The organism is Paenibacillus sp. SORGH_AS_0306 (assembly GCF_030819345.1).
GTDB lineage: Bacteria > Bacillota > Bacilli > Paenibacillales > Paenibacillaceae > Saccharibacillus > Saccharibacillus kyungheensis.
The window spans coordinates 1,965,668-1,980,527 of record NZ_JAUTBP010000001.1; the positions used below are offsets into that span (position 1 = coordinate 1,965,668).

The following is a 14,860-nucleotide window of genomic DNA, read 5'->3' on the forward strand; positions in this document are numbered from 1 at the left end:
TCCTGGATTAAGATTTTGCTAGCAGATGTGCTAATTTCTGTGTATTATCGCAAAAGTTCTGCAATCGCTTTTAAAGGTTTTAGGGTATCGCCGTATGTATCACTTGTTAATGCAACAACTATATTTTGAGAATGATCTACACAGATATACTGCCCGCCCATACCCATAGCGAAATAAAAAGGGTTCTCTAACGATTCATTGGCCACCCACCAGTGATGACCGTAATAACCGATGTCATCATATGTTAAATACTTGGGTTGGGTTGAAGTCGCTATCCATTTTTCACTAAGTAATTGACGCTTCCCACAACGTCCCTTGTTTAAATACAAATAGCCGAATTTTTGCATATCTTGTATAGACATATGTATCCCAAAACCACCAATATTCACTCCCTGAGGATCTACATGCCATATGAAATCTTTCATTTTCAAACTAGAAAATAGATGCTTTATCGCAAAATCTTTTGCACTCATTCCTGATACCTGTTGAAGTATGGCTAATAATAGATGGCTACAGCCAGAATTATAGTTCATTCTTTCACCAGGTTCAGCATTTAATGGGCGCTCTAATATATAATCAACCCAGTTCGGACTATGTATCATGGCGGGCCAACCATTCCATTCACCCAACTCTGGCCAATCAAATCCTGCACTCATGCTCAATAAGTGCTCAATAGTAATGCTTTGTTTGCGGATGTCTTTATCCTGTTGAAGCGATGGAAAATAATGAACAATCGGCGTACGAAGATCTGCAATTAATCCCTGTTCGACAGCAATTCCAATTAAGCATGAAGTAATACTTTTCGTACACGAGTTGATTTTGTGGAGCTTCTCTTTCGATTTATTGTTTCTAAAATATTGAAGTACGATATCTGAACCCACACTGACCAAACAACTCTCGATTTTTTCTTTTTTCAAATAATGAACAAATGATTTTATTTTTTCATCGTTGATTTGAGACTGATTTAGAGATTCAATGATCATAGGCTTGCTCCTATTCATTATTATGAAGATCATTTGAAGATTTTTTGTTATCATAACGTTGGTTTATTCATTATGCTAATTGGTACCCTCTATGCATGATATCCACCTTCTAATAAGTACTCGTTTGTCTCTTTATAGTGTTTGTAAATTTTGCTAAATGCTCTATTTGCTTTATGCTGAGATTCCGTGTCACTAATACACGGTTTAATCACTTTCACCACCTCTCTCATATCAGTATTAAATGAAGTTTCTCCCGATATTAATTTTTCTAAATCTAATTCAAATAGACCTTCAAAATTTTCGGAACAATCCCCATACAGATATAATGCTTTAGTGTCATTTATTCGAAGTAACTTGAAATCAATACAAAACGCCATAAAATTCATCTACTCCTTCTTTAATTTATTGATTTTCCGATCTTTGTATAGCGTTGCTGTATTTACTAAGATCTATATCTGAATCATCTCACTCAGCATCTGAAGCCCTCTCATCTAGTATTATTTCAATAATCTTTTTCCAATTTTCCATAATACTCTCTTAATATTCATGTCTTTTATTGTTTGGTTATGTTATTCGCAAGCTTTACGTATCTTTCCTATAACGTCATATCTATAAACTTCGTGAATAACTCCATTTGTAAAGTATTCGCGAAATTGATCAATTCCCCTGCTGTCAGCTTAATAAAGTAAATACATAGTTAAATGCTTATCTAATCAGTAATCTGCTCATGTTCTTATTCTTTTCGGTACTCGGTACAAGTTCTTGTATTCGGATCTGGACAAGAACTTGTACCTATAAAACAAAAAAGCCGCTAAATATAGCGACTTTTAGTGGGTTCAGTTTCTTGTCCCTCGACAGCAAGACATAGTCCCTTTTAAGACATAATGTTGAATAAAGCTTTAATCTACAGTTGAACGACTTTAGCATTTAAGTCTTCTTAATTCCGTTGATGAGTGCATTGACACAAATCCGTGCTAGATGCTCAGTCCCACCTGGCCTAGACGTAATCGGCTGCATGTGGTTTTCAATAATTAAAAGGGCGGTTCCGTGAATCGTAGATAAAAAGACACAAGCTAGTTCTTTGCTATCATCCAAATTCAATATACCGCTCTCTTGACCTGAGACGATTACATTTTCAATCAATCCAAATACCTTCTTGGAGGTGGCATAAAGGGACGGATACATGTTGTGATCAATCGTCAATCCGCTAAACATTTCCCGTACCGACCAGGGATTTTTAACGGTGAATTCGACGTACGCCAGACTAATATTTTGTAATTGATCTATAGTATTAGCCTCGCTCATATTAACTGCTCGTTGTAAAGAATCGTGTAATTGAGAAAAGCCCTCTTCAATAACTGCGGCGATGAGATCACTTTTATCTTCAAAATGACGATAAGGAGCGGCATGACTTACACCAGCTTTGCGAGCCACTTTTCGTAGATCCAACCCCGTTACGCCCCCTTCAGATAGAAGTTCCAATCCAGCTAAGATTAATTTTTCGCGAAGATCTCCGTGATGGTAGGGACTTTTTTTATTCATAGATATCATCCTTATAATAATATGTTGACAATGTAAACAAGTAAGTTTACGATGTAAACATACTAAAGCATTGTTTCATTGTAGTATACACGAAATGGAGGTTTTTTGAAATGTCAGATAAGACTATGAGCAATAATCCAGAAAAAATGCACTATATGTTATGGTCAGTTCCTCCTAGAGAATCTCAACAGGATATGAACGCAGAACAACAAAACGTTTTGCAAAAACACTTCGCCTATTGGACAGATAAGCAGAATCAAGGGATTGCACTTTTTTGGGGACGAGTTCTAAAACCGAACGATCCTCATGGAATGGCCATCATCGAGGTTGAGAATGCAGACGAAGTCACGCAACTCATCGCTGAAGATCCTGCTGTTATCGCAGAAATGATTACGGTAGACTTTTTTCCGATGATGGTTCCGCCCAGAACAGTGAGCACAAACGAACCTAACGTGATGTAAGATACCTGTAGCGTTGTCTTTCGAAGCTTAAAGAAAAAGTGAACTGTGGTTCAATAAATTTCGGATCGTAGCTAGCTACAGGCATGTAGTGAACGAAAGTGAACCTATATCTATAGCACGTGAGGCTTATGCTGACCGCTTAGCCAACAAAATAAAGACATGCTTAATTCTCCATTAATTGAATTATTTCTCTAAAGCTTCTTAGTGATTCAAGAGTAGAATCAGGTCGAAGACTTAACCTCGGAGGTATTGATCACCTGACTTGGTTTCTTCTCTTCTGACGATTCAAGAGATGCGAAGGCCTGTTGCATGAATATCATGTTACCTGAAGAAATCTGACATCTTGAAATACTCACAAAATCTTTATTAATTCTAAATTTGCATATGTGTGTTCTGAATATTCACTGTCTCCATAAATTCCACTCACATTATTAAATCCAGATTTTATCCAGAACTTTATGGCTAGCCAATTCTTTATTGACACGTTGATTCGTATTTCTTTATATCCTAACTCAGTAGTTAATTCGGTAAATTTATTTATAAATTCTTGTCCAAACCCTTGTTTTTGAATACTTCTATCAATATACAAAAATTCAAGATATATAGATTCAATAGCTGGATAACCATGATACACACTTAATATTCCTATTATTCTTTGGTCTTTATTGTTTCGAATCGTTTGTATTCTATAGTTTTCTACTTTCCCATCAGGAGGCAAATGGCCCTCAACGAAACAATTTCTTATGTGTTCTGGATTATATTCTTGACCATCCCACTGGTTCATATATCTACTTGTCTCATATAGATCTTGTACTAAAGAGATTTCTTCTTCTTTCAAATTTGACATCATAAGCCTTTGAGAATTCCATTTATCTAAGATGATTTTCATAATTCTACTCCTTCTTTTGCTTTTTTATCTACTCTTCAGATTTTTTCAGATAACGTTAACTGTATTAATGACCCGACATATATCGGGTGTCTGGCGAATGCCCACAGCTTGAATATTATGTTAGACGATGGATCACTCTTCTTTGAATAATCTCTCCAAATAATCTCTCCAATAATCTACTATCCAATCATTATACTTGATATAAAGTGTTCTTAAATGTTCTTTTGAGTTTGAATGGATGATGCAACCTCTATCATCATACATGTGAAATATAATGTCCTTATTCTTATTAATGAAAAATACACTTTGACCTAGTGACGGCTCTCTTCCCTGTTCGTAATGACTAATACCTTCAAGGATTTTGCGATAAGGAAATGAGGAAACAAGTCCATTTAAGACTTTAATTTGATATTCATTTTTTATTTCAATCGTGTTTCCTTCTTCGTCCTCATCTTCATCTAATTCAAAGCCGATTTCTTCTTCCATGACTTTTCCATTGAGTAGCTCATAGAGATAATCGGGTGTGGTATTTACAAACATAGGATCTTCTCGATCCTCCCAATCTTTAATGTATAAAAAAATAAAATCATTTGGGTCAAAAATCTCTTGGAATATCGTTATCACTCTTTTATTCACTTGTTTGATTCTACGGTCTGATCCGTTTGGAAAAGGTTCTCCAAGTTCAAATCTAATATGTAGTTCACCACTCAAGTTCGGAAAATTACTGTTCAAATATTCTATAATCTCTTTTTTCATTCGATCTCCTCTAGTTTTTATTTTTCTCTTTTAGTGATCTTTCGCCTAACGTTCCCGTATTCACGACTCAACGCATGCCGGGCCAAGGACGAATGTCCGCAGCGTGAATATTATTTTATATGATACTCCTATCTTCTTCGAGAATGTTCTCCCTACAAATTTCTATCAGAGTCCTTTCTTATTGAAGTATCCTGAAATTGCCTTTAAATAATCTCTAGCCTTCACAGGGTCATCTAAGTAGTTATAAGTGTGCCTGACTTCACCCTTCTTTGAAATGGCATATGCTCCAAGCATCTTTAATAACCATTTCTCTTCTGGGATAATAATCTTTGGATTATAAAAAAAGAACCAGCAGTATTCTGCTTCTAGCGTAACTTCATGTAAAAAAAGTACATTAGGTTCTTCAACATAATCCAATAGATCTTGATGAATGAACTTCTCTGCCATATCGGTTGCTTGTTCAAGGCTTATAGTCTGTTTATAATCAATTGCTTGTTCTCCATACAAAAATTCACCTATATCAAAACTATCTTTATCGATCTTTATAGTGACGATTCCTTCAGACATAATGCTAAGTTGGGAAGATTGCTTATTACCTATAATAATTTCTTCAATACAACTCAAATTAGAGCTTAAATCGAACACGTTAGATTTAAGCTTAATCGTATCAAGCGCTCTACCTTGTATTGTTATTGCACTGTTAGACATAGATAATACTGAATGTACTGAAAAAATAGGAAGTCGGATCACTATACTTCATCCTTTTTATTTATAAAATCTTTTGGGAATTTCACATAGTGTTCCTGTATTCGCGACCTGATTTTGCCTGAATCACTTTCAGCTCATATCGTCGGGCGTTAGCCATGGCCCCATAGCTACAACGAAATAATGAGCTTAATTCGACAGTGACCGCATGATGTTGGATTTCGCCTCTGCCGCAATCGCTGCATTCCCGTCATCGACCGCTTGCATAAAGATCAGTACAGGGATGTATACCGCGATCAGTCGCGCCAGTAGCTTCGTTTCCTCGTTCGCTCCTCCGTATGTTTCGAAAAACACGCCGCGAGCGTAAGGTGGTAAAAAGCTGTAAGCAATGCTCAAATCGCAAGCTGGATGGCCTACGCTTAGATCGCCCCAATCAATGATTCCAGAAACGATCCCGTTCTCATTCACAAGCATATTTTTGAAATGAAGATCGCCATGTAGCAGTGCATTCACTGCTTCGACACGCGCCTTTTGCAAACTGCTAATATATGCTTCGATCACACCGGATTCCTCAGACGACAAGTGTTCAACCATCTTTTTTAAAAAGCCCTCCAATTTCACTTTGCGCGATGCGATGTCCGTCAAGTTTCGATGATCTTGCTGAACTCCATACTTCAGCGCTGTCTGCACCGGAAACTCATGCAATCTCCGCAAAAATTTCGCCAGCGTCTCTGCCGATAAAGCCCGGCGTTCTTCCGTCAAACCGATGGGGAAATCTCCTGGCACGTAGGTATAGCCGAGAAACGGTACCGGGTATTCGTCACTTGCTTCGCCATAAAACAATGGTTTCGGATAGGGGATGGTCATATATGCCTCTAGCTTCGGTAGCAGCTCCCCTTCCATACGAATCGAGCCAACTGCAATCGTTCTTCTTGGAAACCGAAACACGTACTCGTCACCAATAAGAAAAACCGTATTGTCCCAGCCCCAACCCAATCGTTTTACTTGCTTCGATGACAGCTGGGGAAATTGTCTGCCGATCAGCATCCGTGCTTGCTCTTCGTTAACCTCCCACTCCGCATCCCACAGATTCGTTCCTCCCATAAAATTTCTGCCTCCTCATTCCTTACTTTATTTAGACGTTTACATTCCCTGGAAGTTACGTATAACTAGCCATTAATTTAGTAGCTAAAAGGATTATCTTTTGTTCTTTCTAGTTTTTGCACTGATTTTGTCTAACGTTCCTGTATTCACGAACCCGGCAGGCTTAAGGCAGTGCAACGGTTGGGCCGTTAGACTTAGCCATTACATGATTGTTCGCTGAATCTGCTTTCTAGTAAAATTATCTACTAGCCGAGGAACTAATGAACAGATGCGTGAACTTATCGTTATCCAATATCAGTGACTACTTTGATACACTTAAATTAAGTTTTAACTATCTAATTGATCATCAGTTGCTTGAATAGCTAATTCCAATGATCTTATTCTTCTCTGTAGAAGTGTCTTTTGAGGACTACCTTCTCTTGCCTTATCATAACTGGATTTAATCGATGGAAGTAATCCAGCGAGAACATTGCGAGCTGCTATTATTTCTTCTTGTTTATGCCCATGTGGTCTTTTATTCCAAACGAAGTCTAGTATGGCCAAGCCAATGTATAGAGCTTTAAGTCTTTTCGTTGTTAATGTGATATTTGCTCCTTTCTTAGTGATCTGAGCATTGGCATTTTCTAATTTATTGATTGTAGATTGAAAGGACTTTATAGATTCTAATTTCTCTACATCAGTGACATTTTCCATTCAAAGCACTCCTCTCTAGATTTATATTTGAAGATGATTGATATGTTTATTATTAAATTTTACGCTGATTTCTGATAACGTTGTTGTATTCACTAATCCGAAAGGCTTAAGATCCGCAAGGGTCGGGTAGCTCAGCTACTTAGCCCCACAGGATTTGTCTGCTGAGTGTCGGGTAAATGTCCAAAGCTTTAATAATTCCTTACACTTTTTTAACAAGGCTCAATATCTCTGTTTTCAGAGATATACCTAGATCAGTCAATTTTTTTTGCTAGGGGTAGCGTCAGGAAAATGCGGATTTACAACGCTAAGCACATTTTCGAGACGATTCCCCCATTTTTAACAACGTTAAGAAAATTTCAATGGTCTTAAAGAATCTAACGAGACCATTTTCTCGGAATTAAAATGGTATTCTCCTAGCAAATTAATATGTTCCCAACCTAGAGGCGACATATGGTGCAATAATTCTTCATTAAAACTACTAGCCTGTTTTTGATATTCAACTGCTTTTGTTAGGTGTAAGGTATTCCATATACTGATGGCATTAATGATTATGTTTAAGGCACTGGCCCTTTGCAATTGATGTTGTATAGTCCGTTCCCTAAGCTCACCTTGTTTTCCGAAGAAAATAGCTCTTGCTAATCCATTCATGGCTTCTCCTTTATTCAATCCTCTTTGTATTTTTCTTCTTAATGATTCATCCGATATATAATTCAAAATAAAGATCGTTTTTTCTATTCGGCCCATCTCACGTAAGGCCGAAGCCAAGCTGTTTTGTCTTGAATAGGAACCTAGTTTCCCCATAATAAGGGATGCTGAAACTGTTCCCTCTCTTATAGAATGAGCTAATCGCAAAACATCCTCATAATTTTCTTTAATGACCTTTGTATTTATTTGTCCACGTAAAATGGCTTCTAATTTTGGATATTCACTTGCTTTATCTATTGTAAATAATTTTGAGTCTGATAAATCTCTTATTCTAGGAGCAAATTTAAATCCTAATAAATGAGTCAGTCCGAATATTTGGTCTGTGTAACCGGCCGTGTCTGTATAATGCTCTTCTATATTTAGATCCGTCTCATGGTGCAACAATCCATCCAAAACATGAATCGCATCCCTTGAATTTGTATGAATAATCTTTGTGTAGTAAGAAGAGAATTGATCACTAGTAAAACGGTAGATGGTGGCTCCTTTTCCAGTCCCGTAATGTGGGTTTGCATCTGCATGAAGTGATGAAACACCTAGCTGCATTCTCATACCATCTGATGAGGATGTTGTACCGTCGCCCCAATTGGAGGACAACTGTAATTTATGATGGAAATTTACTAATATGGCTTGGGCTTTATTCATTGCATCTTCATACATACGCCATTGAGATACATTGGCTAGTTGCTTATATGTAAGTCCGGGTGTGGCCTCGGCCATCTTGCTCAAGCCAATATTCATACCCATTCCTAAAAGGGCAGCCATGATAATGATTGTTTCTTCCTTATCTGGTTTTCGATTATTGGAAGCATGAGTGAATTGCTCATGAAATCCTGTTATATGAGCCACATCCATGAGTAAATCAGTTAACTTTATTCTTGGTAGTATCTGATAGAGGCTTGCGCTAAATTTTTTTGCTTCTTCTGGAACATCTTTTTCTAAGCGTGCAAGTGACAGTTTTCCTTTTTCAAGAGAAACTCCATCTAGCTTGTTGAAATTGGCAGCTAACCACTTTAACCTTTCATTAAGGCTTCTAGTTCTCTCTGTTATATAATCTTCAAATGATAAACTAACTGATAATCTCGTATTCCCCTTCGATTGATTCCATGTATCTTCCGAAAACAAATATTCCTCAAAATCCCTATATTGTCTGCTGCCCACAATGGAAACATCTCCTGCCCGAACATGCTCCCGAAGTTCTGTTAAAACAGCCATTTCATAGTAATGACGATTAATTGTTGTACCATCATCCTCGTATAAATGCTTTTTCCATCGTTTTGAAATAAAATCCACAGGTGAGTCGTCAGGCACTTTTCGCTTTCCGGATTCGTTCATTCCTCGGATAATCTCAACAGCCTGTAAAAGTGGCTCATTTGCTTTTGTAGAATGAAATTCCAATACTCTTAATAGCGTTGGCGTATATTTTCTTAGTGAATAAAACCGTTTTTGCAGTAAGTCCAAATAATCATAGTCGGCAGGACGTGCAAGCTCCTGAGCCTCTTCTACTGAAGAGACAAAGGTATTCCATTCAATAACCGATTCTAAAACCTTAAAAACATCTAATTTTTCCTCTTTTGCTTTAATTAATGCTTGTCCGATGTTCGTAAAGTGTATAACTTTCTCATTTAGCTTTTTACCATTTTGTTTCTGGATTTCCTCTTGAGCCTTACGACCTTTTGATAACAAACTAAGTATTTGCCTATCATGAATTTCAAACGCTTTATCCGTTAGCTCCTGAGTAAGTTGTAATAAATAGACGGTTAATATCGAATAACGTTTATTTTCTTGAAAGTCACGGAATGCATACGGCTCGTATCTTGAACCTAAGCGAGACAGCTGCAACAGGCGGTTGCGGTGCAAATGACTAATTTGTACCGTTTCCAATTCCATTCCTCGTATATATTCGAGTCGTTCTATTACTTTTAGAAATGTTTCGGGTGAAGGATGACCCGGTGGTTCCTTTAACCAACCCAATATCGTTTTATTAGATTCAGATGGATGCTGCGAAGTAATAATCTCTTCAAGCTTTTCTTTTTGCTCATTTGTAAGAGATTTACTAACTGTATTAAATAGCTTCTTTTCAGCCATCGCCCTTGCTTCCCACACCATTCTTTCAAGTGTAGTGATAGCAGGCAGTATAATTTTGTTTTTTCTTAGAAAATCTATGCATTCATGCAGTAGATGAATGGGATCACCATTTTCCAAAGCTAATTGATGAAGGTACTTAAATGTCATTCGATATTCACTCAGGGTAAAAGTTACAAAGTCGTATTCACTTCGAATTTCTTTCAAATGATCCCAAAGTGTATTTTCCCTTTGAGGATAATGACCAAGCGAGGATGGACTAGCACCAATCTGTTTCGATATATATTGTATGACCGAATCTGGGATGCTTTTGATATGAGTGTATGGCCAACCGGGATACCGAAGAACAGCTAATTGAACGGCAAACCCTAAACGGTTTTCTTCCCTCCTTCGCTTATTAACTATTTCTAAATCACGTTTGGAAAAAGTGAAGTAGGTCCCCAATATCCATTCATCTTCAGGGATTTGCATAAAAGACTGTCTCTGTTCCGGTGTAAGCAATTCTCTACCTCTCGCAATTTTCATTCAGTATCATCCCATTTCTGTATTTTTCAATTTATTAGTTCAATTATATATCAATAGAGTGTACTCTATTGATACAAGTGTAGTAGACAGATAAAATCATAGTAGGGAGTGTCTCATAAGACTTGTATCAAAAACGAGGTGGTATGATGCGAAAAATCGGTTATATACGTGTCAGTTCAACTAGCCAGAATCCTTCAAGGCAATTTCAGCAATTGAACGAAATCGGAATGGATATCATTTTTGAAGAAAAAGTTTCTGGAGCAACAAAGGATCGTGAGCAACTTCAAAAAATGTTAGAGGATTTACAGGAAGGTGACATTATTTATGTTACAGACTTAACTCGGATCACTCGAAGTACGCAGAATTTATTTGAAATGATTGATTTAATACGCAGTAAAATGGCAAACTTAAAATCACTCAAGGATACATGGTTAGATTTATCAGAAGATAATCCATACAGCCAATTCTTAATTACGGTAATGGCTGGCGTTAACCAATTAGAGCGAGATCTTATTCGTATGCGTCAGCGTGAAGGGATTGAGCTAGCAAAGAAAGAAGGAAAGTTTAAAGGTCGATTAAAGAAATATCATAAAAATCACGCAGGTATGAATTATGCAGTTAAACTATATAAAGAAGGAGGAATGACTGTAAATCAAATTTGTGAAATTACAAATGTATCTAGAGCTTCTTTATATAGAAAATTATCTGAAACATGAAAAGGATTAAAGAATTAAAGGATTATAGGAGTATTAAGGGCTTTACCTTATGGTAAGCCCTTAATTTGAAGAATTACTTCTTAACAATCAAGACAGGAATTTCGGACCGGTGTAACACCCCTTGAGCAACACTGCCCACCAATACTCGATCAAAAACACCTCTTCCATGACTACCCAATATAATAAGATCTACTTCCTCTGTTTGGGCAACATGACAAATGGTTTGACTTTGGTGACTTATTTGATGATTATATTCAAGACGATCCTTCCAAGGTTGAAGGACTCCTTCCATAATTTTCTTTTCAATATGTTTACTAAGTTCTTTTTCGTATCGATCCACTGCTTCAGTTGCAAAATCATAGGCGTAATTTTCTTTAACCGTGACGTAAAGCACAACACCTGTTGCATTTGGCCAAGCTTCCAAGAACTCCCCTGTCATTCTTGCGGCATGTTCAGAATAAGCCGAACCATCAGTAGGAAATAATATTTTATTCATTTAAGAAACCTCCTGATTTACAATTAATTACATTGTGAAGTATGTGATAACAGATAACAAAACAGATGTAATAGCCATTGCTAGAAGTGGTCTTAACGCTTTCGTTCTAAGGTCTTTTAGACTAACATTTAAACCTAATCCAATCATAGCCATAGTTAGGATAAAGGAAGTGAAGAAAGAGATGCTATTCATGACACTAGTTGGGACGGTAATCAAATGACCAAGGACATAACTTCCAAATAAGCTCATGATAATAAAACCTATGAGAAACCATGGAAATTCAATTTTAGCATCAGAATCTGATTCAACTTTATTTTTTCGTTTCATCCAGTACATAAGAATAAAACTAAGTGGAACGAGTAAGAAAACACGACCTAGTTTCGCTAACAAAGCAATAGCAAGTGCATCTGGACCAGCAGGCGCTCCTGCTAAGGCAACATGAGCAATTTCGTGTAGACCTACACCTGACCAAACACCGTATTGAAGGTCTGTCAAAGGGAGAAACGGACGTAAGATAGTGTATGTTATGGCGAAAATGGTACCAACTAAAGCAATTATACCTGCCCCAATAGCAGTATCTTCATCCTTTGCTTTCAAAATGGGTGAAACGGCTGCAATTGCAGCAGCGCCACACACCCCTGTTCCAATTCCTAATAACAAGGATAAGGAAGAATTCGCTTTGAATAGTTTTGCAAGCAACATTGTAAGAAGGATTGAAAAAACGATGGTTCCAACATCTCTTGCAAGCAAACCTAACCCTTGATGAAAAACAACATCAATGTTTAGTTTTAACCCAAAAAGGATAATAGCAAGCCTTAACAACCTTTTGGCAGAGAATTGGATTCCAGTACGGAATTTCTCAGGATATCCCCAAATTTGTCGATAAACTACTGCAATGATGATTGCACAGGCGAGCTGACCAACATGATCTAACCCGGGTATTTGTGATAATCCAAAACCAACTAATGCAATAATAAAGGTAAATCCAACACCACCGAACCAAAGTCCTCTCGAGGATGATTTTTTATGTTTTGCTAATGATGTATTCATTTTAACAACTCCTATATTTGCTTCCTTGTATTAAGAGTATATTTGTTTTGATAATAAGTAAAATAGATTATAATTATAGCTGTAATATAAAATTACTTATCATTGAAGTTTCTTAGACCCCATTTTATTCTAAGGAGGAAGACTCATAATGGATCAATCTTTACTTGTATTTACTACAGTTGCAGAACAAAAGAACTTTACTCGAGCAGCTGAACTTCTCCATATGACACAACCAGCAGTCAGCAATTATATACAAACGTTAGAAAAAAACATGGGGATAAAATTGTTAGAGAGGACAAACAAATATGTTCGACTTAGCAAGGCTGGAGAAATAGTATTTCATCACGCCAAGGACATCTTAGGTCTCTATACTCGAATGGAAAGACTCATTGATGATTTAAAACATACTGCAAGTGGTCCTCTTTCTATTGGTGCAAGTTATACTTTCGGAGAATACATTCTTCCTCATAAAATTGCCAGTTTGCTTAAATCCTATCCATTATTAAATCCAATCATTACTATAAAAAATTCTAATGAAATTATAGATTTAATAAAGAAACACGAGGTAGATGTTGGGATAATCGAAGGAGAGGCTAATAATGAAAATATAAAGGTTATACCATTTTCTCTTGACGAGTTATCAATTACAGTCCCTTCAAATCACCATTTAGCAGAACAAAAGGAAATAGACCCCTTGTTATTAAACCTAGAGACTTGGTTAGTTCGTGAAGAAGGTTCTGGAACGAGAGAAATGCAAGAAAAGGGATTTAAACAATTGGGGTTTTCTCCGAAGAAGTATATGACATTTGGGAGTACGCAAGTTATTAAGGAATCTATTGAAGCTGGTCTAGGAATTTCTATACTCTCACACGCGTCAATAAAAAACGAACTAGAACTTGGTAAAGTGAAGTTACTTGATATAAATGGGTTTCCAATCTCACGAAATTTTTCACTTATAACTCCAAGAGTTGAATTTTATACAAAAGCAATCGAGATATTTATTGAATCCTTAGTTATAGAATGAAATCCAGTCAATTGTGAATAACGAGGTGAAAAGCAAGCCCTATCAACGTGGAACAAGTTCATCCAATGTCAGATAAAATAAATACCAATCCTCCACGTATCGTTGTTAAAATCGGGTTATTAATCTTGGGAGTGATCTTAGCGTTGTAAATCCGCATTTTCCTGACGCTACCCCTGCTATCGCTGTTTCCATATTCACTTTGAAAGTTTCTATTCCATCTTTTAATTGGGACGTTGTGGTTAACTTATAAATATGCTCATCATCTGTTGGAGAAATTTCAATCAGTCTTATGTTTGGAGGAAGGTTTTCCACCGCTTTAACTCCTTCAAAGTTTAAATCGATTGTAATACTCTTTTCGACATTGTTAGTTAAGTTACGAATAGCGATATGTGCACGGGGACTATCGGTTAGCCTTCCAATTAAATAAAAAAAATATTCATACTTTCCATCCACTGTAACTTGCCTACTTTGCTCCATATATTGACGATTTTGTTCATCGATTTCTCGCATTAATTTTTCGTAATGTGGTTCACCAAGAAGTGTTGCAGAAAAAACAAGTGAAAATATCACCAAAAACATAATTAGAATACTCTGAGAGGTTATGTGAACTGGCACCTTATTTTTAATCAAAAGAACAATGGATACACCAAAAAAAACTAGGACTGGAAACCAGATAAAATAAAGAATAAAAGGACCTGCCGGTCCAAGATCAGTTCTATTACCAATTAACAAAAACATAAACCACATCAAAGCCAATCCTGCAATCACAACCGCTATGATCCATATTATCTTTACTATCTTTTGCATTATGTAATCCCTCTTTAATAAATTTATTGTATTCGTTATAATTAATTATAAAAAGGAGTCTCTTTCTGATTTTATAGTTTGAAGTTTAGTTCAATCAAAGTGATTCCTTGCTTCAAACGAATTATCTTCACTCTTTTAATTCACATTCACAGTTCATTATGTAATTCTTTAGTTAGATATATCATTAGATCATCGTGTAACATTAGTTTCTCTGCGGGTTGTACTTCAATATTCGTATAGGCTATTTGATTATATACACACGTTTATTGTATATCATTTGAGCATGACCATAATCTTTATAGCCCTATTACTAAACCGATGA

At 36.5% G+C, this 14,860-nt stretch carries 15 protein-coding genes; 3 read left to right on the plus strand and 12 right to left on the minus strand.

What is annotated here, in order from left to right; all coding sequences use genetic code 11:
• Positions 1–44: 44 nt before the first annotated feature.
• From QE450_RS08435 to QE450_RS08445, 3 genes are all read right to left on the minus strand, one after another.
• On the minus strand, positions 45–983 hold the full coding sequence (locus QE450_RS08435; protein ID WP_307298497.1) for a serine hydrolase domain-containing protein: 939 nt from the start codon (positions 981–983) through the stop codon (positions 45–47).
• Between the two features lie 89 nt (positions 984–1,072).
• A complete protein-coding gene (locus QE450_RS08440; RefSeq protein WP_307298499.1) occupies positions 1,073–1,369 on the minus strand; it encodes a hypothetical protein in 297 nt (98 codons plus the stop codon).
• Positions 1,370–1,910: 541 nt separating this feature from the next.
• Positions 1,911–2,525: a TetR/AcrR family transcriptional regulator gene (locus QE450_RS08445; RefSeq protein ID WP_307298501.1), complete on the minus strand. Its 615-nt coding sequence runs from the start codon at positions 2,523–2,525 to the stop codon at positions 1,911–1,913.
• Between the two features lie 110 nt (positions 2,526–2,635).
• Here QE450_RS08445 and QE450_RS08450 point away from each other — a divergent pair, with 110 nt between their 5' ends.
• Entirely contained in the window at positions 2,636–2,986 is a 351-nt protein-coding gene (locus QE450_RS08450) for a YciI family protein (protein ID WP_307298503.1), read from the plus strand.
• 352 nt (positions 2,987–3,338) lie between these two features.
• On the opposite strand, the gene QE450_RS08455 is transcribed toward QE450_RS08450, so the two are convergent.
• The 6 genes from QE450_RS08455 to QE450_RS08480 all read right to left on the minus strand — a co-directional run bounded on the left by QE450_RS08455 (position 3,339) and on the right by QE450_RS08480 (position 10,445).
• Entirely contained in the window at positions 3,339–3,875 is a 537-nt protein-coding gene (locus QE450_RS08455; RefSeq protein ID WP_307298505.1) for a GNAT family N-acetyltransferase, read from the minus strand.
• Positions 3,876–4,007: 132 nt separating this feature from the next.
• Complete coding sequence (locus tag QE450_RS08460) at positions 4,008–4,631, minus strand: DUF3885 domain-containing protein (protein ID WP_307298507.1); 624 nt, start codon at positions 4,629–4,631, stop codon at positions 4,008–4,010.
• A 165-nt stretch (positions 4,632–4,796) separates the two neighbouring features.
• On the minus strand, positions 4,797–5,381 hold the full coding sequence (locus tag QE450_RS08465; RefSeq protein ID WP_307298508.1) for a hypothetical protein: 585 nt from the start codon (positions 5,379–5,381) through the stop codon (positions 4,797–4,799).
• Positions 5,382–5,525: 144 nt separating this feature from the next.
• Positions 5,526–6,440 carry a phosphotransferase gene (locus QE450_RS08470; RefSeq protein WP_307298510.1) on the minus strand — a complete coding sequence of 305 codons (915 nt, stop codon included), beginning with the start codon at positions 6,438–6,440 and terminating at the stop codon, positions 5,526–5,528.
• A gap of 327 nt (positions 6,441–6,767) precedes the next feature.
• Entirely contained in the window at positions 6,768–7,133 is a 366-nt protein-coding gene (locus tag QE450_RS08475) for a hypothetical protein (protein ID WP_307298511.1), read from the minus strand.
• 345 nt (positions 7,134–7,478) lie between these two features.
• A complete protein-coding gene (locus tag QE450_RS08480; protein WP_071318957.1) occupies positions 7,479–10,445 on the minus strand; it encodes a Tn3 family transposase in 2,967 nt (988 codons plus the stop codon).
• 146 nt (positions 10,446–10,591) lie between these two features.
• Here QE450_RS08480 and QE450_RS08485 point away from each other — a divergent pair, with 146 nt between their 5' ends.
• Positions 10,592–11,161, plus strand: a complete 570-nt coding sequence (locus QE450_RS08485) for a recombinase family protein (protein WP_017815735.1) — start codon at positions 10,592–10,594, stop codon at positions 11,159–11,161.
• A 73-nt stretch (positions 11,162–11,234) separates the two neighbouring features.
• On the opposite strand, the gene QE450_RS08490 is transcribed toward QE450_RS08485, so the two are convergent.
• Positions 11,235–11,657 (minus strand): universal stress protein, encoded by a 423-nt coding sequence (locus QE450_RS08490; protein WP_017815736.1) that lies wholly within the window; start codon positions 11,655–11,657, stop codon positions 11,235–11,237.
• A gap of 27 nt (positions 11,658–11,684) precedes the next feature.
• Positions 11,685–12,707, minus strand: a complete 1,023-nt coding sequence (locus QE450_RS08495) for a YeiH family protein (protein WP_017815737.1) — start codon at positions 12,705–12,707, stop codon at positions 11,685–11,687.
• Positions 12,708–12,855: 148 nt separating this feature from the next.
• Here QE450_RS08495 and QE450_RS08500 point away from each other — a divergent pair, with 148 nt between their 5' ends.
• Entirely contained in the window at positions 12,856–13,731 is an 876-nt protein-coding gene (locus tag QE450_RS08500) for a LysR family transcriptional regulator (RefSeq protein WP_107935737.1), read from the plus strand.
• 105 nt (positions 13,732–13,836) lie between these two features.
• On the opposite strand, the gene QE450_RS08505 is transcribed toward QE450_RS08500, so the two are convergent.
• Positions 13,837–14,538, minus strand: a complete 702-nt coding sequence (locus QE450_RS08505) for a hypothetical protein (RefSeq protein ID WP_307298522.1) — start codon at positions 14,536–14,538, stop codon at positions 13,837–13,839.
• Positions 14,539–14,860: the final 322 nt, after the last annotated feature.